This window comes from Variovorax sp. OK605 (assembly GCF_900115445.1).
Classification (GTDB): Bacteria; Pseudomonadota; Gammaproteobacteria; order Burkholderiales; family Burkholderiaceae_C; genus Variovorax.
The window spans coordinates 25,614-46,777 of record NZ_FOWL01000030.1 but is presented as its reverse complement, the minus strand read 5'-3'; the positions used below and the strand labels follow the sequence as shown (position 1 = coordinate 46,777).

Sequence of the window (21,164 nt, the reverse complement as noted above, 5' to 3'; positions counted from 1 at the left end):
TCATTCAGAAAAGGAACTCACGCCATGACCGTACTCATTCGCGGTGGCACGGTGGTCAACGCCGATGCCGAACACCGGGCCGACGTGCTCTGCGAGGGCGACAAGGTCGTGCAGGTCGGCACCGACCTGCAGGCCCCCGACGGCGCGCAGGTGATCGACGCGGGCGGCGCCTACGTGATGCCCGGCGGCATCGACCCGCACACCCACATGCAGCTGCCTTTCATGGGCACCGTCGCGGCCGACGACTTCTTCAGCGGCACGGCGGCGGGCCTGGCCGGCGGCACCACCAGCATCATCGACTTCGTGATTCCGGACCCGCAGCAGCCGCTGATGGACGCCTTTCGCATGTGGCGCGGCTGGGCCGAGAAGTCCGCCGGCGACTACAGCTTTCACGTGGCCGTGACCTGGTGGAACGACAGCGTGCACAAAGACATGGGCGAGCTGGTGCACGAGCACGGCGTGAACAGCTTCAAGCACTTCATGGCCTACAAGAACGCGATCATGGCCGACGACGAGATCCTGGTGAAGAGCTTCCAGCGCTCGCTGGAACTCGGCGCCATGCCCACCGTGCATGCGGAGAACGGCGAGCTGGTCGCGATGCTGCAGCAGCAGTTGCTGGCGCAGGGCATTCGCGGGCCCGAGGGCCACCCGCTGTCGCGCCCGCCGATGGTCGAGGCCGAGGCGGCCAACCGCGCCATTGCCATTGCCGAGGTGCTGGGCGTGCCGATCTACGTGGTGCACGTGTCGTGCGGCGAGGCGCTCGAGGCCATCACCCGGGCCCGCGCGCGCGGCCAGCGCGTGTACGGCGAGGTGCTGGCCGGCCACCTGGTGGTCGACGAGACCGCCTACCGCGACCCCGACTTCGCGCGCGCCGCCGCCCACGTGATGAGCCCGCCCTTCCGCTCGCACGAGAACCAGGCCATGCTGTGGCGCGGCCTGCAGGGCGGCAACCTGCACACCACGGCCACCGACCACTGCACCTTCTGCGCCGATCAGAAGGCGGCGGGCCGAGACGACTTCACCAAGATTCCCAACGGCTGCGGCGGCGTGGAAGAACGCATGGCCGTGCTGTGGGACGCGGGCGTGAACACCGGGCGGCTCACGCCCTCGGAGTTCGTGCGCGTCACCTCCACCAACGCGGCGCAGCTGTTCAACCTGTACCCGCGCAAGGGCGTGGTGCAGGCGGGCGCCGACGCCGACATCGTGGTGTGGGACCCGAAGGCCACCAAAACCCTGTCGGTGACAACGCAGCACTCGAAGAGCGACTTCAACATCTTCGAAGGCCGCCAGGTCACCGGCGTGCCGAAGCACACCGTGGCCGCGGGCCGCTGGGTGTACCGCGACGGCGACCTGCGCGCCGAGCCCGGCACCGGCCGCTACCTGAAGCGCCCGGCCTTCGCGCCGATGTTCACCGCGCTGGAGCGCTTCAAGCACCAGCACGCGCCCACGGCCGTGGCGCGCTGAACCCTCAAGGAGTCATACAGATGAATGCAGTAGTGGACAAGCAGGCGCTGGCGATCAACGGCGAGCGCCTGTGGAACGCGCTGATGGAACTCGCGCGCATCGGCGCCACGCCCAAGGGCGGCGTGAAGCGCCTGGCGCTGACCGACCTCGACAAGCAGGGCCGCGACCTCGTGGTGTCGTGGGGCAAGGAGGCGGGGCTGTCGATCACCGTGGACAAGATCGGCAATGTCTTCATGCGCCGCGAAGGCACCAACCCCGCGCTGCCGCCCATCGTGTCGGGCAGCCACATCGACACGCAGCCCACCGGCGGCAAGTTCGACGGCAACTACGGCGTGCTGGCCGCGCTGGAGGTGGTGCGCACGCTGAACGACCAGGGCATTCGCACCGAGGCGCCCATCGAGGTCGCCTTCTGGACCAACGAGGAAGGCTCGCGCTTCGTGCCGGTGATGATGGGCTCGGGCGTGTTCTGCGGCGCCTTCAGCCTGGAGCACGCCTACGCCGCGACCGACACCGAGGGCAAGACGGTGCGCGACGAACTGCAGCGCATCGGCTACGTGGGCACGCAGACGCCGGGCGACCACCCCATCGGCGCGTACTTCGAGGCGCACATCGAGCAGGGGCCGGTGCTGGAAGACGCGGGCAAGGTGATCGGCGTGGTGCCGGCCGTGCTCGGCCTGTCCTGGTACGACTGCGTGGTGACCGGCATGGAAGCGCATGCCGGCCCGACGCCCATGCACCTGCGCCGCGACGCGCTGCAAGTGGCCACGCGCATCATGCAGGAGGTGGTGGCCATCGCGCACAGCCATCCGCCCTACGGGCGCGGCACGGTCGGCATGGTGCAGGTGCACCCGAACAGCCGCAACGTGATTCCGGGACAGGTGAAGTTTTCCATCGACCTGCGCAACGTGAACGACGAGCTGCTCGACCGCATGCATGCGGAGATCCTGGCGTTCATCGAGCGCACGCAGCGCGAGACCGGGCTGGGCATCACCATCGAGCGGGTGTCTTACATCCCGCCCTGCCCCTTCCACCCCGACTGCGTGGACGCGGTGCGCCGCGCGACCGAGCAGCTCGGCTACTCGACCATGGACGTGGTGTCCGGCGCGGGGCACGACGCGATCTATGCCGCGCGGCTCGCGCCGGCCGGCATGATCTTCGTGCCGTGCAAGGACGGCATCAGCCACAACGAGATCGAGGACGCGCAGCCCGGCCACCTGACGGCGGGCTGCAACGTGCTGCTGCACGCGATGCTCGAAAGAGCGAAGCGCGTGGGCTGACGCGCTTTCTACTTTCCGCGCCTTCCGCGCCTTCCCCGCCTTACTGGTACGCCGCCAGCTCCTGCTTGGCAATGGCGTTGCGGTGCACCTCGTCGGGACCGTCGGCCACGCGCAGGTGGCGCTCGTAGGCGTAGAAGTGCGTCAGCAGCGTGTCCTGGCTCAGGCCCATGGCGCCAAAGGCCTGCATGGCCCAGTCGATCACCTTCACGCAGTTGTTGGGCGTGAGCACCTTGATCATCGCGATCTCCTTCGCGGCGACCTTGTTGCCCACGGTGTCCATGCGGTAGGCCGCGTTGAGCACCATCCAGCGCGACTGCTCGATGAGCATGCGCGACTCGGCAATGCGCTCGCGCCACACGCCCTGCTCCGACAGCGGCTTGTGGAACGCGGTGCGCGACACCAGCCGCTGGCACATCATCTCCAGCGCCGACTCGGCCATGCCGATGGCGCGCATGCAGTGGTGAATGCGCCCGGGGCCGAGGCGGCCTTGCGCAATCTCGAAGCCGCGGCCCTCGCCCAGCAGAATGTTCTCGACCGGCACGCGCACGTTGTCGAACACGATCTCGGGGTGGCCGAAGGGCGGGTCGTACATGCCCAGCAGCTGCATGTCGCGCACGATGGTCACGCCGGGCGTGTTCTTGGGCACCAGCACCATCGACTGCTGCTTGTGGCGGTCGGCGTTGTCGGGGTCGGTCTTGCCCATGAGGATGAAGATTTCGCAGCGCTCGTGCATCGCGCCGGTGATGTACCACTTGCGACCGTTGATGACGTACTCGTTGCCCTCGCGGCGGATGCTGCAGCGGATGTTGGTGGCGTCGCTGGACGCCACCTCGGGCTCGGTCATGGCGAACGACGAGCGGATCTCGCCCGCCAGCAGCGGCGTGAGCCAGCGCTCCTGCTGCGCCTTGGTGCCGTAGCGCGCCAGCACTTCCATGTTGCCGGTGTCGGGGGCGGAGCAGTTGAAGATCTCGGCGCACCAGTAGCGCCGGCCCATGATCTCGCACAGCGGCGCGTACTCGACGTTGGTGAGGCCGGGGCCGTGCTCGGCCTCGGGCAGGAACAGGTTCCACAGGCCGCGCTCGCGCGCCTTGGCCTTCAGGCCGGCCATCATCGGCAGCTCGGCGTAAGGGCGGCCGGCGCGCGCGTTGGCGGCCAGCTCTTCCTCGCGGCGCTTCTCGTTCGGATAGACGTGTTCGTCCATGAACTTGAGCAACTCGTCGCGCAGCGCGATCACCTTGGGTGTGAATTCGAAATGCATGTTGTGTCTCGTCCTTCTGCTTCCAATGTGCTGTCGAAGATACGTCGCGATGCGTTCGGCGACGGTCGTTCGCGCGACAGGCGCTTTTCTTCCGGCCGTGGCACGCATCGTGCAAGATCGCGCCATGCTTCCCCTGTCTCCCGACGCGCTGCGCCAGCGGCTGCGGTCCTTCGCTTCTCGCGCGCAACCCGTGCGCATTCTTCTCACGCTCGGCAGCCTGATGGCGCTGTGCGGCGCCACCGGCCACCCCGACGCAGTGATTCCGCTGTTCCTCGGCGCCATTGCCAGCGCACTCGCCGAGACCGATGACAGCTGGCGCGGCCGGCTGCGCGCGCAGGCGGTCACGCTCGCGTGCTTCGCGGCCATCGCGTTCACGGTGGAGGCGGCTTTCGGCGTGCCGCTGCTGTTCATCGCGGGGCTGGCGCTCGCGGCCTTCGCGCTCACGATGCTGGGCGCGGTCGAGGCGCGCTACAAGGCCATCGCCTATGCGACGCTGATCCTCGCGATGTATGCCACGCTGGGCATCGAGAACATGAGCGCCCACGGCGTCCAGGGGAGTGCAGCGGCGCGCGGCCGCGAGCCGCTGCTGCTGGTGGCGGGCGCCGCGTGGTACGGCGTGTTCTCGGTGCTGTGGTGCGCCATCTTCCCGGCGCAGCCGGTGCAGGCGCGGCTGGTGACGCTGTTCACGGTGCTGGGCAACTTCGTGCGCTACAAGGCCTCGCTGTTCGAGCCGCTGCGCGGCATCGACATCGAGCGCAAGCGGCTCGCGCTGGCGCAGCTCAACGCCGAGGTGGTGACGGAGCTGAACGCGGCCAAGGAAAGCATCTTCCGGCGCATCGGCGCACGGGCGCCCACGGGCCGCATCTCGCGCTACCGCGGCCTCTACCTGATCGCGCAGGACGTGCACGAGCGCGCCAGCTCCTCGCACGACGACTACAACGCGCTGGCCGACGCCTTCTTCCACAGCGACCTGCTGTACCGCTGCCAGCGCGTGCTCGGCCTGCAGGGCCTGGCCTGCCAGCGGCTGGCCGATTCGATCGCGCGGCGCGAGCCCTTCGACGCGGGCACGGAGACCGTGCAGGCGCTGGCCGACCTGCGCAGCGCCATCGCGCACGAGCGCGCGCGGGCCACCACGCCCGAGCGGCTGCTGCTGCTTGCCTCGGTCGAGGCGCTGGCGCGCAACCTGGCGCTGCTCGACGGGCAACTGGTGGGCGCGAGCCAGCCGTCGGCACGCGCCGGGCGCACGGAGATGGGCCTCTTCGACCGCTCGCCGCGCTCGTGGCGCGACGCGGTGGAGCGCGTGCGGCGCCAGCTCACGGTGCGCTCGCCGCTGTTCCGGCATGCGCTGCGGCTGTCGATCGCGCTGATGGCGGGCTACGGCGTGATGCAGGCGATTCATCCGGCGCAGGGCTACTGGATCCTGTTGACCACGCTGTTCGTGTGCCAGCAGAGCTACGGCGACACCATCGCGCGCATGGGCCAGCGCATCGCCGGCACCGCGCTCGGCGTGGTGGCGGGCTGGGCGCTGCTGCAGCTGTTTCCGCAGCCGCTGGTGCAGTCGGTCATCGCGGTGGCGGCCGGCGTGCTGTTCTTCGCCACGCGCACCACGCGCTACCTGCTGGCCACCGCGTCGATGACGCTGCTGGTGCTGATGTGCTTCAACCAGGTCGGCGACAGCGGCGTGCTGCTGGTGCCGCGGCTGGTCGACACCGCCATCGGCAGCGCCATCGCCGGGCTGGCCGTGCTGCTGGTGCTGCCGCACTGGCAGGCACGGCGCATCAACGAACTGGCCGCGACGGCCATGCGCGGTCACGCGGGCTACCTGCGGCAGATCGTGGAGCAATACCGCAGCGGCGCGCGCGACCACCTCGACTACCGGCTGGCGCGGCGCAACGACCACAACGCCGACGCGGCGCTGTCCACCGCGGTGTCGGACATGTTCCGCGAGCCGGGCTATGTGCGCCCGCGCGCGGGCGTGGCGCTGCGCTTCCTGATCCGTTCGCACACGCTGCTGAGCTACCTCTCGGCGCTGGGCGCGCACCGCTCGGCGCTGCCCGACTCGGCACAGATGGCGGTGCTGCGCACGGCGGCCGAGGGCGCGATTGCCGCGCTGGAGGGCCTGGCGGCGGGGCTGGAGAAGGGTGTGGTGGCCGACGCGGGCGACCTCGCCGCCGAATCGGCCGCCCGCGCCGCCCTGCTGCAGGCGGTGGCCGGCAACGGCATGGGCGGCGACGGCGACGCGCAGGCGCGAACTTTTCATGCCGAACTCGGTCTGATATGGCTGCAGATCGACGCGTTGCGCACCCACGCACGCGAGTGGCTGCAGCCCGCCGCTGGCGACACCCCGACCGCGCCGGCCTGAGCGGGATCTGCGCGCACGATCCGGTCGGCAGAAAAGGTTGTTGGGGCGCGTGCCGGACGGACCGGCCCGTACCGGCTAAAATTAACCCTACATGTCCCGCTGGTTTACCGCTACTGTCCTTGCCCTCATGTTGTCGTGCTACGGCTTTGCCGTGCTTGCACACAGCATGATCGGTGGCGGCCATGCGGCCCACCATGGCGATGTGCAGGCCATGCAGACCGTGCAGGCCGCCGATGTCCTGGTGGCCAGCGTCGCACTCTCCGACGCCTCGGCACCCCATGAATCCGAGGCTCCGGCCTCCGATTCCGCCTCCGACGACTCCCTTTCCGTCGATGAAGCGGGCTCCGAACATGCCGAGCTGGTCGACGCGCGCAACGGCGCGCCCGCGCTGCTGCGCTTCACCGAGCAGCCGCCCAAACTCGGCCTGACCACCACGGTCTCGCCGTTCCTCGAGCGGCCCAAGCGCCCTCCTCGCGCCGCGCGCGTCGCGTAGGCCTCAGCGCCTGCGCGACCGGGAGCCGCCACGGCTCCCGCCTTTCCGATCCGGGCACCGGCCATCCGGCCGCACCCCGCATCGGCACGACGACACCTCTTTTTTCCGGGCCGTTTCGGGCGCCCTTCGCGATCTGAACGCGTCAATCCGTCCCGTGCGGCACCGGCCAACCCTCAAGGAAACATCACAATGAACAACAGCCCTACCGCTTACCACCCCAGTTTCGAGGCGCCGCTCGCCTCGGTCGAGGAACGCAACCGCGTCCTGCGCAACACCTACTGGCTGCTCGCGCTGTCGATGGTGCCCACCGTGCTGGGCGCCTGGATCGGCGTGGCGACCGGCTTCTCGCGCGCCATGTCGCCCGGCATCGGCCTCATGGTCTTCCTCGGCGGCGCCTTCGGCTTCATGTACGCCATCGAGAAGACCAAGGAATCGGCCGCCGGCGTGCCGGTGCTGCTGGCCTTCACCTTTTTCATGGGCCTGATGCTGTCGCGCCTGGTCGGCACCGTGCTCGGCCTGGCCAACGGCGCCAGCCTGGTGATGACGGCGTTCGCCGGCACCGGCGCGATCTTCTTCGGCATGGCCACGCTGTCGTCGGTCATCAAGCGCGACCTGTCGGCCATGGGCAAGTGGCTGTTCATCGGCGCCATCCTGCTGCTGGTGGCGGGCATCGCCAACTTCTTCATCCAGTCGAGCGCGCTGATGATGACGCTGTCGGTCGCGGCCATCGGCATCTTCTCTGCCTTCATCCTTCATGACCTGAAGCGCGTGAAGGACGGCCTGGAGACCAACTACATCTCCGCCACGCTGGGCGTGTACCTCAGCATCTACAACGTCTTCCAGTCGCTGCTGGCCCTGCTGGGCCTTGCCGGCGGCCGCGACGAGTAATCCCCACGAAGGAATATTTCCATGCGACTCACCACCAAAGGCCGCTTCGCGGTCACCGCGATGATCGACATCGCCCTGCATGGCCGTTCGGGCCCCGTCACGCTGGCCTCGATCAGCCTGCGCCAGCGCGTGTCGCTGTCGTACCTCGAACTGCTGTTCGGCAAGCTGCGCCGCGCCGACCTGGTCGAATCGACCCGCGGCCCGGGCGGCGGCTACTCGCTCAGCCGCAAGGCGGGCGACATTTCAGTGGCCGACATCGTGCTGTCGATCGAGGAGCACGACACCGACGCGCGCCGCCGCGACGCCGGCGAGCCGGGCGACACCGGCCGCTGCCAGATCGACGACCTGTGGGCCACCGTGAACCTGCGCGCGGTCGAGTTCCTGAAGTCGATCTCGCTGCAGAGCCTGGTCGACGAGCAGAAGGCCAAGGGCGTGCAGGCCGCCACGCGGCCCGAGCCGCGCCGCGCCGCGGCCGGCGCGCCGGTGCGCAAGCCGTTCATCGTCGACGCGCCGAACTCGGTGTTCGCGCTCGGCCGGCGCCACCAGCAAGGCGCCAGCTAGGTACGGCGGCGGCGCTGCCGCGTCGTTTCACGACGCCGGCCAGCGCACCGCCCGCGCCACCCGCCAGCCCATGCGGCCGGGTCTGCAGCCACGCGACGACGTGGCCGTGAACCCGTGCCTGCATGGGCTTTTTCGTTGCCGCGCGGCCGGTGCTTTCCCCTTCGGCGCCACAGGAATTCTTCATGTTGCGTTGCAACACCCACGGCAGAATGCACCACCAAGGTGCATCAGGTGACATGCCATCACGGCGCGCCTGCCTTCGGACAGCCATGACTCTCAAGCTTTCGCTCCTCCCCGTTTCCCTGTTCGTGCTCGCCGCCTGCGGCGCCAAGCAGGCCCCCGACACCGCCGCCGCCGCACCGCCCGAGGTGGGCGTGCTGGCGCTGCGCGCGAGCGACGTGCCGGTGCACACCGAGCTATCGGGCCGCACGGCCGCGTTCCGCGTGTCGGAGGTGCGGCCGCAGGTCAACGGCATCGTGCGCAAGCGCCTGTTCGAAGAAGGCAGCACGGTGCGCGCGGGCCAGGTGCTGTACGAGATCGAGCCCGGCCCGTTCGAAGCCGCGCACGAGCAGGCACAGGCCACGCTCGCCACCTCGCAGGCCGGCATCGCGAGCCTGCGCGGCAAGGCCGAGCGCTTCGGCGAACTGGTCAAGGCCAACGCCGTGAGCCAGCAGGAGCATGAAGAGGCCCAGGCCGCGCTGGTGCAGGCCCAGGCCGGCGTGAAGGCCGCGCAGGCGGCGGTGAAGGCGGCGCGCATCAACCTCGAATTCACGCGCGTCACCGCGCCCATCGCGGGCCGCATCGGCCGCTCCAGCGTGACCGAAGGCGCGCTGGTGGCGCCGGGCCAGGCCACGGCGCTGGCGACCATCCAGCGCATCGACCCGATCTACGTGGACGTGGTGCAGTCGAGCCTGGAACTCACGCGGCTCAAGCGCCGCTTTCTCGCGGGCGACATGGCGCCCGCGAGCACGCGCGTGGGCCTGCGCCTGGAAGACGGCCTGCCCTACCCGCACGCGGGCACGCTGAAGTTCACCGAGGTGGGGGTCGATGCCGCCACCGGCTCGGTCACGCTGCGCGCGGAGTTTCCCAACCCGCAGGGCCTGCTGCTGCCCGGCATGTATGTGCGCGCGCAGGTCGAGGCCGGCGTGGAGCGCCAGGCCGTCCTGGCACCGCAGCGCGGGGTGGCGCGCAACGAGAAGGGCGAGCCCACCGCGCTGGTGGTCGGCGCCAACGACAAGGTCGAGCTGCGCGCGCTCGAAGTGCGCAGCGCGGTGGACGACCAATGGGTCGTGACCCGTGGCCTGCGCGACGGCGATCGCCTGGTGGTCGACGGCCTGCAGCGCGCGCACCCGGGCGAGAAGGTCAAGCCGGTGGCGGTGACCGTGAGCGCCCCCAACGCCTCCGCAGACTGAGGCGCGCCCGGTGATCGCCAACTTCTTCATCCAGCGGCCGGTCTTCGCCTGGGTCATTGCCATCCTCATCATGCTGGCCGGCGGCGTGGCCATTCGCACGCTGCCGGTGTCGCAGTACCCGGACATCGCGCCGCCCACCGTGGTCGTGTCCGCCAACTACCCGGGCGCCTCGGCGCAGTCGGTGGAGACCAGCGTCACGCAGGTGCTGGAGCAGCAACTGAAGGGCATCGACGGCCTGATGTACTTCAAGTCGACGAGCAGCTCGGCCGGCTACGCCGAGATCAGCGTCACCTTCCGCCAGGGCATCGACCCCGACACCGCCCAGGTGCAGGTGCAGAACAAGGTCAGCCAGGCCGCGAGCCGCCTGCCGCAGGCGGTGCAGCAGCAGGGCGTGACGGTGGCCAAGTCGCAGAACAACTTCCTGCTGATCGTGGCGCTCTACGACCAGACCGACCGCCGCACCGACACCGACGTGGCCGACTGGATGGCCAGCAACCTGCGCGACCCGGTGAGCCGGGTCGACGGCGTGGGCTCGGTGCAGGCCTTTGGCGCGGCGTACGCCATGCGCGTCTGGCTCGACCCGCACCGCCTGGCGAGCTACCAGCTGATGCCCTCGGACGTGACCGCCGCCATTGCCGCGCAGAACACGCAGGTGTCGGTCGGCGAGATCGGCGCGCGGCCCTCGCCCGCCAGGCAGCAGCTCACCGCCACCGTGACCGCGCTGTCGCGGCTGCAGACGCCCGAGCAGTTCCGCGACATCGTCCTCAAGACGCAGGCCGACGGCGCCGTGGTGCGCCTGGGCGACGTGGCGCGCGTGGAGATGGGCAGCGAGTCGTATGCCGAGGCCACGCGCCTGAACGGCCACCCCGCCGCCGGCGCGGCCATCATGCTGGCGCCGGGCGCCAATGCGCTGACCACCGCCAACGCGGTGAAGGCGCGCATTGCCGAGATGGAGCCTTCGCTGCCGGCCGGCCTGCGCGTGGCCTACGCGGAAGACACGACGCGTTTCGTGAAGATCTCCATCAAGTCGGTCGTGCAGACGCTGCTGGAGGCCATTGCGCTGGTGGTGGTCGTGATGTTCCTGTTCCTGCAGAACTGGCGCGCCACGGTGATCCCGGCCATCACCGTGCCGGTGGTGCTGCTGGGCACCTTCGGCGTGCTCGCGGCCTTCGGCTATTCGATCAACGTGCTCACGCTGTTCGCCATGGTGCTGGCCATCGGCCTGCTGGTGGACGACGCCATCGTGGTGGTGGAGAACGTCGAGCGCGTCATGCACGAAGAGGGGCTCGACGCGAAGGCCGCCACCATCAAGTCGATGAAGGAAATCACCGGCGCGCTGGTCGGCATTGCGGTGGTGGTGTCGGCGGTGTTCCTGCCGATGACCTTCTTCGGCGGCTCGGTGGGCGTGATCTACCGGCAGTTCTCGGTGACCATCATTGCGTCGATGGCGCTGTCGGTGGTGGTGGCCATCGTGCTGATTCCGGCGCTGTGCGCGCGCTTCCTGAAGCCGGGCGTGCCGCCGCGCACGCGCGGTTTTCTCGGCGCCTTCAACCGCCGCTTCGACGCCGCGCAGGACCGCTACGCGGGCCTGCTGGGCCGCATGCTGCGCAAACCGCTGCGCTTCACGGCCGTGTACCTGGCCATCGTCGCGGGCATGGGCCTGCTGTACCTGGGCCTGCCCGGCGGCTTCCTGCCCGAGGAAGACCAGGGCAGCGTGATGGTGCAGGTCACGCTGCCGGCGGGCGCCACGCAAGCCCGCACCGACGCGGTGAACCTGGCCGTGGAAAAGCATTTCCTGGAGACCGAGCGCGACACCACCGACACCATCTTCACGCTGTCGGGCTGGAGCTACAGCGGCTCGGGGCAGAACACCGGCATGGCCTTTGTCTCGCTGAAGGACTGGTCCGAGCGCAAGGACCCATCGAAGCGCGCGCAGGCCATCGTCGAGCGCGCGAGCGCGGCCCTCTCGAAGCAGCAGCGCGACGCCGAGGTCTACGGCATGGTGCCGCCGCCCATCGAAGGCCTGGGCCAGTCCAACGGTTTCGAGTTCTGGCTGCAGGACACCTCCGGCATGGGCGCCGACAAGCTGGTGCGCACGCGCGAGGCGCTGGTGCGCGACGCCAACAAGGACGCGCGCCTGCAGTCCGTGCGCGCCAACAGCATCGCCAACACGCCGCAGCTGCAGATCGACATCGACCAGGTGAAGGCCTCCGCATTGCGGCTGTCGCTGGACGACGTGAACACCACGCTGGGCATTGCCTGGGGCGGCAGCTACGTGAACGACTTCATCGACCGCGGCCGTGTGAAGCGCGTGTACGTGCAGGCCGACGCGCCCTACCGCGCCGCGCCCGACGACATGCGGCAATGGTCGGTGCGCGGCAGCACCGGCGCCATGACACCGTTCTCGGCCTTCGCCAGCACGCGCTGGTCGCAGGGCGCCTCGCAGCTGGAGCGGTACAACGGCGTGCCCGCGGTGCAGATCCAGGGCACCGCCGCGCATGGCGTGAGCTCTGGCACGGCCATGTCGGCGATCGAGACCATTGCGAAGAAGCAGAGCGGCACGGGCTATGCGTGGAGCGGGCTGTCTTACCAGGAGCGCCTGTCGGGCGGCCAGGCGCCGCTGCTGTTCGCGCTGTCGATCCTGGTGGTGTTCCTGTGCCTGGCCGCGCTGTACGAGAGCTGGTCGGTGCCGTTCTCGGTGATGCTGGTGATTCCGCTGGGCGTGCTGGGCGCGGTGATTGCCGCGGCGCTGCGCGGGCTGTCGAACGACATCTACTTCCAGGTCGGCCTGCTCGCGACCATCGGACTGTCGGCGAAGAACGCGATCCTGATCATCGAGTTCGCCGAGGCCGCGCTGCGCCGCGGCGTGCCGCTGCTGGACGCAGTGACAGAAGGCGCGCGCCTGCGGCTGCGGCCCATCCTGATGACCTCGCTGGCCTTCCTGGCCGGCGTGGTGCCGCTGGCGCTGGCCAGCGGCGCGGGCTCGGCCAGCCAGGTGGCCATCGGCACCGGCGTGTTCGGCGGCGTGCTGGCCGCGACGGCGCTGGGGATCTTCTTCGTGCCGCTGTTCTACCTGGGGGTGAAGCGGCTGGCCACGCGCTGGGGTGGGCGACGGCCGCAGGCGCAGCTGCCCGCCGCGCGAGGCTGAATGGCACCGCGGGGCCGCGGGGCCTCGGTCTCAGCGCGGCACTTCGAAGCTCAGCGTCGCCGTGTGGCGCACTTCGTCGTATTTCTTCCCGTCGACGGTCACCGCGCCGTTGACGCGGGCCGTCACCTCCAGCACATAGAGGCCGGGGAACGGCGTGGCCAGCGACACGGTGCCGTCCTTCGCGGGCTTGAGCACGCGGCGCCAGCCTTCCGAGGTGTCGACGTTGACCTGCGTGGCGGGCACCGCATTGCCCTTCCACACCAGCTTGAAGGTGTTGCCGTCGGGCTCGGTGGGCACCAGCTCGAGGTCGTTCACCGCCTGGGTCTCGTTGCGGCCGAAGCGGGCCTGGAACCGGGTCAGCGTGGCCTTGTCGCCCTCCGTGCCGGGGCGGCTGGCCACGGCGCGCAGGTCGGTGCCGGCCACCGCGGGAATCACCGAGCGATCGGCCTCGCTGGCCAGCGGCAGGTCCTTGCCGTCGGCCAGGAAGGCGCGTGGCGCGGCGACGCTGGCCATCGGCAGCGAAGTCTTGTCGAGCTCGCCCACGCGTGCGACGGCCGAGCCCGCATTGGCGCCGTCACGCGACAGCCAGAGGTAATCGGCCTGGGCGCCACCGGCGGCGGCAAGGCAGGCGGCAGCGAAGGACAGCGAGCGGAGGCGGAGAGAACAAAGCATGTGCGGCGACAGATCGAAGATCGTTGAGATGAATGAAATGAAAGATGGCTGCCGCTCAGCGCGGCAGGCCGGCGAATGCCAGGGCGAGCCCCGCGCAACCCGCCACGGCGGACAAGACCGCGAGCCCTGCGGCGCCGCGCGGGCGGTACGGTAGCAGCAGCGCGACCGGCAACGCGCCGGCCGACAACAGGCCCAGCCACGCGACCGTTCCCACGCTGGCGCCCCAGGCCATCACGCAAGGCACGAGGGCCGCCGCCAGCAGCGCAGTGCCGGCGAGGCGCAACGACATGCGCAGGCGCACCGGCACCTCGCGCAGGCCGGTGAGTTGTTCACAGTGGCGGTCCATGGCAAGGCTCAACGCCGCCATGCCCGCATAGGCCAGCGCAACGCCGAGCCAGGCTGCATACGCCGCCGTCATCTGGCGGCCCTCTTCGGCAGATGGCGCAGCGCACCGAGGGCCGCGAGCCCGAAGGCCAGCGCGCCGAACTCGACACCCGCGCTCTCCCAATCGCCGCGCAGCAGCTGCGCCGGCAGGTGGTCGCCCGTCGTCAGCACGTTGAGCACCGGCAGCAGCAGGCACAGCGCGGCCAGTGCGCCCAGCTGCTCACGCCAGGCCCGTGCCGGTGAACGCATGAAGGCGTGCAGCAACGCCAGCGCCCACAGCGCGAAGAAGACATGCAGCTCCCGGTCCGCGCGATGCTCGAGCGCCACCGGCAGCAGCCGGTTGGCCCACAGGTAGCCCACGCAGGCCACGGCCAGCCCCGCGATGGCGGCGACGTTCAGCGCTTCCACCAGCCGGTAGACGCGCGCCGTCGCGGCGCCGAATTCGCCCAGGTGCTTGTGCCGCCGCTTGACGATGAACAGCACCGCGCCCGAACCCATCATCGCGGTGCCCGCGAGCCCGCACAGGAAGTACAGCCACTTCATGCCCCAGCCGCCGTAAGTGACCATGTGCAGCCCGCTCATGGCCGACTGCGCGAGCATGGCGGTGCCGCCGTCCGCGGCGCCCGGCATGCGCACGCGCTGCACCTCGCCGGTGGCGGCGGAGAACATCGCCATGCCGGTGGTGCCGCTGAGGCGGCGCACCGACTCGTCCTCGCTGTTCCAGCCGTACACGCCGATGCGCGCGCCCGCGTCGCCCGGATGGTCGATGACCACGGCCCGCACCGCCTGCCCCATGAGCGCCTGGCCGCGCGCGGCGAAGGGCTCCAGCGCGGGCACGTCCATCGCGCGGCCGGTGCGCGCCGGCTTCACGCCGTCGCTCAGCTCCGACGCGAACTGCGCCTGCGCGGCATTGCCCGTGCCGTAGTGGAGGATCTTGCCGGCCGGCATGAAGGTGGCGCCCGAGATGACGATGCCGGTGTAGGCGATCATGAATTGAAAGGGCAGCGTGAGCACCGCCACCGCGTTGTGCGCGTCGAGCCAGCTGCGCTGCCCTTTCTTCGGACGAAAGGTGAAGAAGTCCTTGAAGATGCGTTTGTGCGTGATCACGCCCGACACCAGCGCCACCAGCATCGCCATGGCGGCGATGCCGACGATCCACAGGCCGACCGTGCCGGCATGCAGCTCGTAGTGGAAGTCGACGAAATGATGGCCGCCCAGCGTGGCGCGCACCGCGTGGCCGGCGGCTGGCGCCAAGGGCTTGCCGCTGGAGGGGTCGAGCGCGGCCGAAGCGTACTGGTTGTTGGCGTCGAACCAGTACACCTTGAGCTCGCCGCCGCCGTTGGCATCGGACGGCCACAGCTCCCACATCTGCGCGCGGGGGTGGTGCTCGGCCATGTAGGCCATGCCCCAGGCCAGTCGCTGCGCGCGGTCGGCCGCGGGCACGCCCTTTGCAGCCAGCGCCGCGGCGGCCTCCTCCTCGGCATGGTGCTCCGGCGTCATCCAGTGGGTGATCGGGTCGTCGAACACCGCGAGCGTGCCGGTGAGGAACACCGCGAACAGCAGCCACGAGAACCACAGGCCGCACCAGGTGTGAAGCCAGGCCTGCGCCTGGCGGAAGCCGCCCTGTCCTTCGGCCGTGGCCTTCGTTTTCTTTTCTGTCGTTGCCATCGTCAGCCGCCCGCCCCGCGCAAGGCCCAGCCCAACCCGCCGAGCGCCACGGCCGGCAGCAGCAGCCCGACCCACGCGCGCAGCAGCGACACGGGCGAGAAGGCCCAGATCACCGCCGCGGGGTAGACCACGAAGCTCAGCTGCATGCCGCCGACGGCGGCCTCCGCGCGGCCGGCCGGCAGCACGGCGGCAAGGAAGACGGCCACGGCGGCGGCCAGCGCGTAGCCGCCCAAGACGGCGGCCAGGACACGGCCCGGCAGCAGCAAGCCCGCGGGCAGGGAGGAAGGACGGGAGTTCATCGGGGGGGATAAAAGCGAAAAATGGGGCGCAAAAACGCACCCCTCCCCTACATGACCAACGAGAACGGAAAAAGGGTCATGCCGGGCGCTGAAATTCGCCCTTTCCCACGCCGCTTTCGCCCCTTTTTTGTCAGAACTTGTAGTTCAGCGTCGCCACCGCATTGCGCGGCGTGCCGAAGAAAGCCTGTCCGTCGATGTTGCTGTAGTACTTCTTGTTGAAGAGGTTCTCGATGTTCAGCTGCAGCGACAGCTTCGGCGAGAACGCGTAGCGCGCCATCAGGCTCACGACCGCGCGCGAGCCCTGCGTGTAGCGCAGGTCGACGTCGCCCACGCTGTATGGGTGGTACACGCGGTTCTGCCAGTTGACGCCGCCGCCGATGGTGAGCTGCTGCCAGCTGCCCTGCAGCCGGTAGGTGGTGAACAGCGTGGCCTGCGTGGTCGGCATGGCGGGGTTGATGCGGTCGCCGTTGCCTTCGCGGCCCAGCGTGCGCGCAATGCCCGCGCTCATCTGCCAGCCCTCGGCCAGCTCGCCCGACACCTGCAGCTCGACGCCCTTGCTGGTCACGCCGCGCGCGCCGTAGTAGGCCCCTTCGGCGGAGTTGGGCACGAGCCTGGAGCCGTCGCGCTGCGCCACGTTCTCCTGCTCGGCGCGGAAGACGGCAATGGAGGTGTTGAGCTTGCCGTTCAGGTGCTCGCCCTTGATGCCGACCTCGTAGCTCTTGCCGGTCACGGGGTCGAGGTAGGCGCCGCTCGCGTCGCGGTAGTTCTGCGGCTGGAAGATGTCGGTGTAGCTCGCGTACAGGGAGTAGTTTTCGCTCAGGTCGTACACCAGCCCCGCGTAGGGCGTGAACACCTCGTGGCGGCGCGTGGTGCGGTCGTCGGCCGTGAGGCGGGTCGAGCGCCAGCTGTTCTGGCGGCCGCCCACGATGAGCTTGAGCGAGTCGGCCAGCGACAGCCGCGCGGCGCCGTAGTAGCCGGTCTGGCGCGTCTTGGTGATGCCCGAGACGTTCAGCGCGCCCCAGGTCGGCTCGGCGTAGGAACCGTTCCATTCGTAGAAGTTGCCGGTGGCGGGCAGCACGCTGGTGCGCGCATGGTTGGCCTCCACGTAGCGCGACTGGCTGTTGGTGATGCCCACCACCAGCTCGTGCTTGCGGCCCAGCAGCTCGAAGGGCCCGGTCGCCTGCAGGTCGAGGCTGTTCTGGCGGAACTCGTGCTCGAAGTAGCCGGGCAGCGAACCCAGCCCCGTGCCGGTCAGGCGGTCGAGGCTGCCGTAGAGGTACAGCAGCTTGGCGTTCTGCTTGCTCTCGCGGTGCGAGGCGTTGGCCTTGAGCTTCCAGCCGTTGTCGAAGCGGTGCGTGAGGCTGGCGAAGCCCGTGGTGCTGGTGGTGTCCCAGTGGGTCCACGGCGTGCCGATGGTCTTGGAAGAGTCCCAGTTCGTGGCGCTGCCGTCGCTGAAGGTCAGCGGCAGGCCGCCCCAGGTCGACGAGGTGGGCCGGTTGGCCTGCGAGTCGATGCCCACGCTCAGCGTGGTGTCGGGCGTGAGGTCGGCGTCGACCACGCCGTACAGCACGTGCTTGCGGCCGTGGTACATGTCGATGAACGAGTCGCGGTCTTCCGTCATGCCGATGACGCGCGCGCGCACGCGGCCGTCCGCAGTGACCGGCGTCGACAGGTCGACCGTGGCGCGGCGCAGGTTCCACGAACCCAGCGCCAGCGACGCGCTGCCGGCGAACACCTTGCTGTCCGCATGCTTGCGCACCAGGTTCACCGAGGCCGACGGGTTGCCCGCGCCGGTGAGCAGCCCGGTGGAACCGCGCACGACCTCGATGCGGTCGTACAGCACCGGGTCGTTGGTGGAGGCACCGAAGAAATCGGTGGTGACGGTGGTGGGCACGCCGTCGTACTGGTAGTTGTCGATGTAGAAGCCGCGCGCGTAGAGGTCGGTGCGGTCGCTGTCGGAGCTCACGGCGAACACGCCCGGAACGCTCTGCATGGCCTGGCCCAGCGACAGCAGGTTCTGGTCGTCGATCTGCTGGCGCGTGACCACCGTGACCGACTGCGGCGTGTCGCGCGGCGACAGCGCCAGCCCCGTGGCCGCGGCCGTGGCGCGCGTGGTGTACGCGCCGGTGCCTTCGGTGGTGCCGCTGCGGTCGGCCTCGGCCGTGACCGTGACGGCCGCGAGCGTGTCGACGCCCGCTGCACCGGTGTTCGCCGCATCGCGGCGGACCAGCGTGTAGTTGCCGTCGGTGCGGGCCACCAGTTGCAGCCCGCTGCCGGCGAGCAGCCGGTCGATGGCTTCGCGCGCGGTGTAGCGGCCCGACACGGCGGGGCTGCTGCGGCCCTGCGTCAGCGCGGGGTCGAACGACAGCGCCATGCCGTTGCCGGTGGCGAAGGTGGCCAGCGTGCGGCCGAGCGGTCCGGCGGGAATGTCATAGGCGCGGGGCGCGGAAACAGCCACGTCGGCCACATCGGCCGCATCGGCAACATCGGCAGCGGAGGCGGACGCGCCCGCACCGGCCAGCCCGCCGAAGGCGAGCACCAGCAAGGCATGGCGAATGGCAGTGTTCAGGCGGCGTTCGGCGTGCGGGCGCTGGACGCTGGGGCGGGGTGCGGACATGGAAACAGGCCTTTCGGTTGGGCAACGGTGAGTTCTTCACCTTCCTTGCCAGCCGAAACGAAAAAAAGTCTCACCCCTTGCCGGAAATATTTCTGCCGCCCGGCACCAGCGTGATCCAGTAGCCGCGCAGGCGGCTCACCGCATCCACCGGATAGGTCGACACCAGCATGCGCAGCACGCGGTCGGTGTCGTCGACCGGGAACGCGCCCGAGATGCGCAGGTCGGCAATGGCGCCGGCGCAGTGCAGCGCACCGGGCCGGTAGCGCGACAGCTCGGCCGCGAAGTCGGCCAGGCGCATGCCGTCGGCCAGCAGCATGCCTTGCGCCCAGGCCACGTCGGCTTCGTCGGCCCGCGTGAAGGCGCCGATGCCGCCGGCCGTGAAGCTCGCCTGCTGGCCCGCCGGCAGCACCCGCGATGCGGCCGAGCGCGGTGCGATGCGCACCGCGCCTTCGAGCACCGCGATGTGCGTGACATCGGTGTGGCCCTCCCCTGCGCGCACGCTGAAGCGGGTGCCCAGCGCCTCCATGACGCCGCTGCCGGTCGCGACGCGAAACGGCCGGTGCGTGGCCGCGGTGTCGGGCGCGGTGGTGACCAGGATCTCGCCGGCGCGCAGCACCACCAGGCGCTGCGCGGCGTCGAAGCGCACGTCGATCGCGCTCGCGGTGCCGAGCGTGAGGCGGGTGCCGTCGGCCAGGCGCAGCTCGCGGCGTTCGCCGGTGGCGGTGCGGTGGTCGGCGGTCCAGCCGCGCTCGCTGGCCTCTTGCCACCCTTGCCAGCCCAGCCAGCCGGCCGGCACGGCCGCGAGCAACGCGGCCAGGCGGCCGACGGCGGCGCGGCGCCCTGCACTGCGTGCGGACGGTGATGGCCGCGTGGGCCGCGCGAGCGATGGCATCGCCAGCGCCGACGGCAGGCCGCCGAGCTTGTTCATCAGCAGCTCGGCGCGCGCCCACGCGCGGGCGTGGTCGGGGTGGCTCCGGCGCCAGCGCTCGCAGGCGCGGCGGTCGTCGTCGGTCACGGCGCTGTCGCTCAGCCGCATGAGCCACTCGGCGGCCTCGTCGAGCACGCGAGGCGCGAGCGCGGCCGTCGGCGCGGCGCCGCCCAAGGATGTCGGCGCACTCATTGCGCACTCATTCCACATTCACTCCATCAATGCCAGGCAGCCGCGAAAGCCCTGCTGCATGTAGCGCTTGACCGTGACCAGCGACACGCCGAGTTCACGCGCAATGTCCTCGTACTTCCAGCCCTCGATCTGCGACAGCAGGAACGCGCGCCGCGCGGGCGGCTTGAGCGCGTCGAGCATGGCGTCGATCTCGTGCAGCGTCTGCAGGATGACCAGGCGCTGCTCGGGCGACGGCGCCTCGGGCTCGGGCATGACGGCCAGCGCCTCGAGGTAGGCGCGCTCCAATGCCTGGCGCTGGTACCAGTTCACGAGGATGTTCTTGGCCACGCTCGTGAGGTAGGCGCGCGGCTGCGCAATGACCTCGGGGTTGCGCGCGGTGAGCAGCCGCGCGAAGGTGTCCTGCGCCAGGTCCGCCGCGTCGAACGAGTTGCCCAGCTTCTTGCGCAGCCAGCCCTGCAGCCAGCCGTGGTGGTCGCTGTAGAGGGTGTGGATGTGCGGATGGTGAAGAACGGAATCGGCGGCCATGGCGGACGTTGCGCGACGGCCATGCCGTCTTAAATAAGAATTGTTCTCATTTTAGAGGCATGGCGTCCGACCGCCGCGGCACGCCGGGCAAGGCCCATCCGAAGGTCATGCCGGCCGCCGCGATCAGGATCGCCGCCGCGCCCAGCAGTTGCAGCGCGCCCAGCCGCTGGCCGAAGGCGATGTAGTCGACGCCGATGGCCACCAGCGGATAGATGAACGACAGCGCGCCCGCCACCGGCGTCGAGAGTTTCTGCAGCGCGCCGTACAGCAGCACGAACACCAGCCCCGTGTAGACCACGCCCATGATCGCGTGCGTGACCCACGTGCCCGCGTCGGTGGGCAGCGGCCGCAGGTGCGCGAACGGCGCCAGCATGACGATGCCCACGCACACCTGGATCAGCGCGATGAGGTGCGGCGCAATGCCGTCGAGCTTCTTCGCGATGACCGCGGCCACCGCGTAGCAGAAGGCCGCGCCCAGCGCCATCAGCACGCCAACGCCGTACGACGTGCCCTCGGCCGCGCCGCCGCCCTTGGCCTGCGCCACCAGCACCACGCCGGCGAAGGCGATGCACAGCCAGCCCACCTTCGTGGCCGTCATGCGTTCGGACAGAAGCAGCGCGCCCAGCACCACCAGCATGAAGGGCTGCGTGTTGTAGACCGCCGTGGCGATCGAGATCGAGGCGCGCGGAAAGGCCGCGAAGATCAGCAGCCAGTTGCTGACCAGCGCCACGCCGCCGAGCGCCGCGAGCGCGAGGCTGCGAAGCGGCAGGCCGCGCCGCAGCAGCCCGAGCGCAAGGCACACGATGAGCAGCGTGGCCGCACCGAACACGCAGCGCCAGAACAGCAGGTCGACCAGCGGCTGGCCGAAGCGCACGGCAAACCAGCCGATGGTGCCGGAAATGGCCATGGCCGCGCTCATCTCCAGCGCGCCGCGAAACTGCTTCTGCATGGGGTCGGTATTCGAAGGACGGGTAGCCCGCGAGGGTGCCACGGGAGTGCGGTGCCAGCAAGGCGCG

The 21,164-nt window shown here is 70.0% G+C and carries 17 protein-coding genes; 8 read left to right on the top strand and 9 right to left on the bottom strand.

All coding sequences use genetic code 11. From position 1 onward, the window contains the following. Nucleotides 1–24 precede the first annotated feature (24 nt). Together hydA and BM013_RS39175 are read left to right on the top strand one after the other, a co-directional pair. The gene (gene hydA / locus BM013_RS39180; protein WP_093135938.1) at nucleotides 25–1,464 is read left to right on the top strand and encodes a dihydropyrimidinase; all 1,440 of its coding nucleotides are present in this window, start codon (nucleotides 25–27) and stop codon (nucleotides 1,462–1,464) included. A 20-nt stretch (nucleotides 1,465–1,484) separates the two neighbouring features. Next, a complete protein-coding gene (locus BM013_RS39175; RefSeq protein WP_093135936.1) occupies nucleotides 1,485–2,741 on the top strand; it encodes a Zn-dependent hydrolase in 1,257 nt (418 codons plus the stop codon). Between the two features lie 40 nt (nucleotides 2,742–2,781). Here the strand turns inward: BM013_RS39175 and BM013_RS39170 are convergent, their stop codons facing one another. After that, on the bottom strand, nucleotides 2,782–3,999 hold the full coding sequence (locus BM013_RS39170) for an acyl-CoA dehydrogenase family protein (protein ID WP_093135934.1): 1,218 nt from the start codon (nucleotides 3,997–3,999) through the stop codon (nucleotides 2,782–2,784). A 124-nt stretch (nucleotides 4,000–4,123) separates the two neighbouring features. On the opposite strand from BM013_RS39170, the gene yccS reads away from it, so the two are divergent. The 6 genes from yccS to BM013_RS39140 all read left to right on the top strand — a co-directional run bounded on the left by yccS (nucleotide 4,124) and on the right by BM013_RS39140 (nucleotide 12,863). Continuing rightward, nucleotides 4,124–6,361 (top strand): YccS family putative transporter, encoded by a 2,238-nt coding sequence (yccS, locus tag BM013_RS39165; protein WP_093135962.1) that lies wholly within the window; start codon nucleotides 4,124–4,126, stop codon nucleotides 6,359–6,361. A 91-nt stretch (nucleotides 6,362–6,452) separates the two neighbouring features. Then, entirely contained in the window at nucleotides 6,453–6,854 is a 402-nt protein-coding gene (locus BM013_RS39160; protein WP_256221890.1) for a hypothetical protein, read from the top strand. A gap of 189 nt (nucleotides 6,855–7,043) precedes the next feature. Continuing rightward, nucleotides 7,044–7,742 carry a Bax inhibitor-1/YccA family protein gene (locus tag BM013_RS39155; protein ID WP_093135931.1) on the top strand — a complete coding sequence of 233 codons (699 nt, stop codon included), beginning with the start codon at nucleotides 7,044–7,046 and terminating at the stop codon, nucleotides 7,740–7,742. 21 nt (nucleotides 7,743–7,763) lie between these two features. Next, entirely contained in the window at nucleotides 7,764–8,303 is a 540-nt protein-coding gene (locus tag BM013_RS39150) for an Rrf2 family transcriptional regulator (protein WP_093135929.1), read from the top strand. 269 nt (nucleotides 8,304–8,572) lie between these two features. After that, complete coding sequence (locus BM013_RS39145) at nucleotides 8,573–9,715, top strand: efflux RND transporter periplasmic adaptor subunit (protein WP_093135926.1); 1,143 nt, start codon at nucleotides 8,573–8,575, stop codon at nucleotides 9,713–9,715. Between the two features lie 10 nt (nucleotides 9,716–9,725). Further along, a complete protein-coding gene (locus BM013_RS39140) occupies nucleotides 9,726–12,863 on the top strand; it encodes an efflux RND transporter permease subunit (protein WP_093135924.1) in 3,138 nt (1,045 codons plus the stop codon). Between the two features lie 30 nt (nucleotides 12,864–12,893). Here BM013_RS39140 and BM013_RS39135 read toward each other — a convergent pair whose 3' ends face one another. The 8 genes from BM013_RS39135 to BM013_RS39100 form a co-directional block, all read right to left on the bottom strand. Next, entirely contained in the window at nucleotides 12,894–13,535 is a 642-nt protein-coding gene (locus tag BM013_RS39135) for a hypothetical protein (RefSeq protein ID WP_093135921.1), read from the bottom strand. A gap of 55 nt (nucleotides 13,536–13,590) precedes the next feature. After that, the gene (locus BM013_RS39130) at nucleotides 13,591–13,953 is read right to left on the bottom strand and encodes a DUF3325 domain-containing protein (protein ID WP_093135918.1); all 363 of its coding nucleotides are present in this window, start codon (nucleotides 13,951–13,953) and stop codon (nucleotides 13,591–13,593) included. Then, entirely contained in the window at nucleotides 13,950–15,587 is a 1,638-nt protein-coding gene (locus tag BM013_RS39125; RefSeq protein WP_093135916.1) for a PepSY-associated TM helix domain-containing protein, read from the bottom strand. The genes BM013_RS39130 and BM013_RS39125 overlap by 4 nt, the downstream gene beginning before the upstream one ends. Before the next feature lie 2 nt (nucleotides 15,588–15,589). Then, on the bottom strand, nucleotides 15,590–15,886 hold the full coding sequence (locus tag BM013_RS39120) for a DUF3649 domain-containing protein (protein WP_093135913.1): 297 nt from the start codon (nucleotides 15,884–15,886) through the stop codon (nucleotides 15,590–15,592). Nucleotides 15,887–16,016: 130 nt separating this feature from the next. Then, entirely contained in the window at nucleotides 16,017–18,503 is a 2,487-nt protein-coding gene (gene fhuE / locus BM013_RS39115) for a ferric-rhodotorulic acid/ferric-coprogen receptor FhuE (RefSeq protein ID WP_093135911.1), read from the bottom strand. Between the two features lie 70 nt (nucleotides 18,504–18,573). Further along, nucleotides 18,574–19,623, bottom strand: a complete 1,050-nt coding sequence (locus BM013_RS39110) for a FecR domain-containing protein (RefSeq protein WP_093135909.1) — start codon at nucleotides 19,621–19,623, stop codon at nucleotides 18,574–18,576. A gap of 18 nt (nucleotides 19,624–19,641) precedes the next feature. After that, a complete protein-coding gene (locus BM013_RS39105; protein ID WP_093135907.1) occupies nucleotides 19,642–20,148 on the bottom strand; it encodes a sigma-70 family RNA polymerase sigma factor in 507 nt (168 codons plus the stop codon). Nucleotides 20,149–20,194: 46 nt separating this feature from the next. Then, nucleotides 20,195–21,097: a DMT family transporter gene (locus tag BM013_RS39100; RefSeq protein WP_093135904.1), complete on the bottom strand. Its 903-nt coding sequence runs from the start codon at nucleotides 21,095–21,097 to the stop codon at nucleotides 20,195–20,197. Nucleotides 21,098–21,164: the final 67 nt, after the last annotated feature.

Excerpts from the sequence above, each read along its gene's own strand:
- BM013_RS39175 (WP_093135936.1), top strand. The coding sequence starts at position 1,485 with ATGAATGCAGTAGTGGACAAGCAGGCGCTGGCGATCAACGGCGAGCGC.
- BM013_RS39155 (WP_093135931.1), top strand. The coding sequence starts at position 7,044 with ATGAACAACAGCCCTACCGCTTACCACCCCAGTTTCGAGGCGCCGCTC.
- yccS (WP_093135962.1), top strand. The coding sequence starts at position 4,124 with ATGCTTCCCCTGTCTCCCGACGCGCTGCGCCAGCGGCTGCGGTCCTTC.
- BM013_RS39130 (WP_093135918.1), bottom strand. The coding sequence starts at position 13,953 with ATGACGGCGGCGTATGCAGCCTGGCTCGGCGTTGCGCTGGCCTATGCG.
- BM013_RS39110 (WP_093135909.1), bottom strand. The coding sequence starts at position 19,623 with ATGAGTGCGCCGACATCCTTGGGCGGCGCCGCGCCGACGGCCGCGCTC.
- BM013_RS39100 (WP_093135904.1), bottom strand. The coding sequence starts at position 21,097 with ATGCAGAAGCAGTTTCGCGGCGCGCTGGAGATGAGCGCGGCCATGGCC.
- BM013_RS39105 (WP_093135907.1), bottom strand. The coding sequence starts at position 20,148 with ATGGCCGCCGATTCCGTTCTTCACCATCCGCACATCCACACCCTCTAC.
- BM013_RS39170 (WP_093135934.1), bottom strand. The coding sequence starts at position 3,999 with ATGCATTTCGAATTCACACCCAAGGTGATCGCGCTGCGCGACGAGTTG.
- BM013_RS39135 (WP_093135921.1), bottom strand. The coding sequence starts at position 13,535 with ATGCTTTGTTCTCTCCGCCTCCGCTCGCTGTCCTTCGCTGCCGCCTGC.
- hydA (WP_093135938.1), top strand. The coding sequence starts at position 25 with ATGACCGTACTCATTCGCGGTGGCACGGTGGTCAACGCCGATGCCGAA.
- BM013_RS39145 (WP_093135926.1), top strand. The coding sequence starts at position 8,573 with ATGACTCTCAAGCTTTCGCTCCTCCCCGTTTCCCTGTTCGTGCTCGCC.
- BM013_RS39125 (WP_093135916.1), bottom strand. The coding sequence starts at position 15,587 with ATGGCAACGACAGAAAAGAAAACGAAGGCCACGGCCGAAGGACAGGGC.
- fhuE (WP_093135911.1), bottom strand. The coding sequence starts at position 18,503 with ATGTCCGCACCCCGCCCCAGCGTCCAGCGCCCGCACGCCGAACGCCGC.
- BM013_RS39160 (WP_256221890.1), top strand. The coding sequence starts at position 6,453 with ATGTCCCGCTGGTTTACCGCTACTGTCCTTGCCCTCATGTTGTCGTGC.
- BM013_RS39120 (WP_093135913.1), bottom strand. The coding sequence starts at position 15,886 with ATGAACTCCCGTCCTTCCTCCCTGCCCGCGGGCTTGCTGCTGCCGGGC.
- BM013_RS39150 (WP_093135929.1), top strand. The coding sequence starts at position 7,764 with ATGCGACTCACCACCAAAGGCCGCTTCGCGGTCACCGCGATGATCGAC.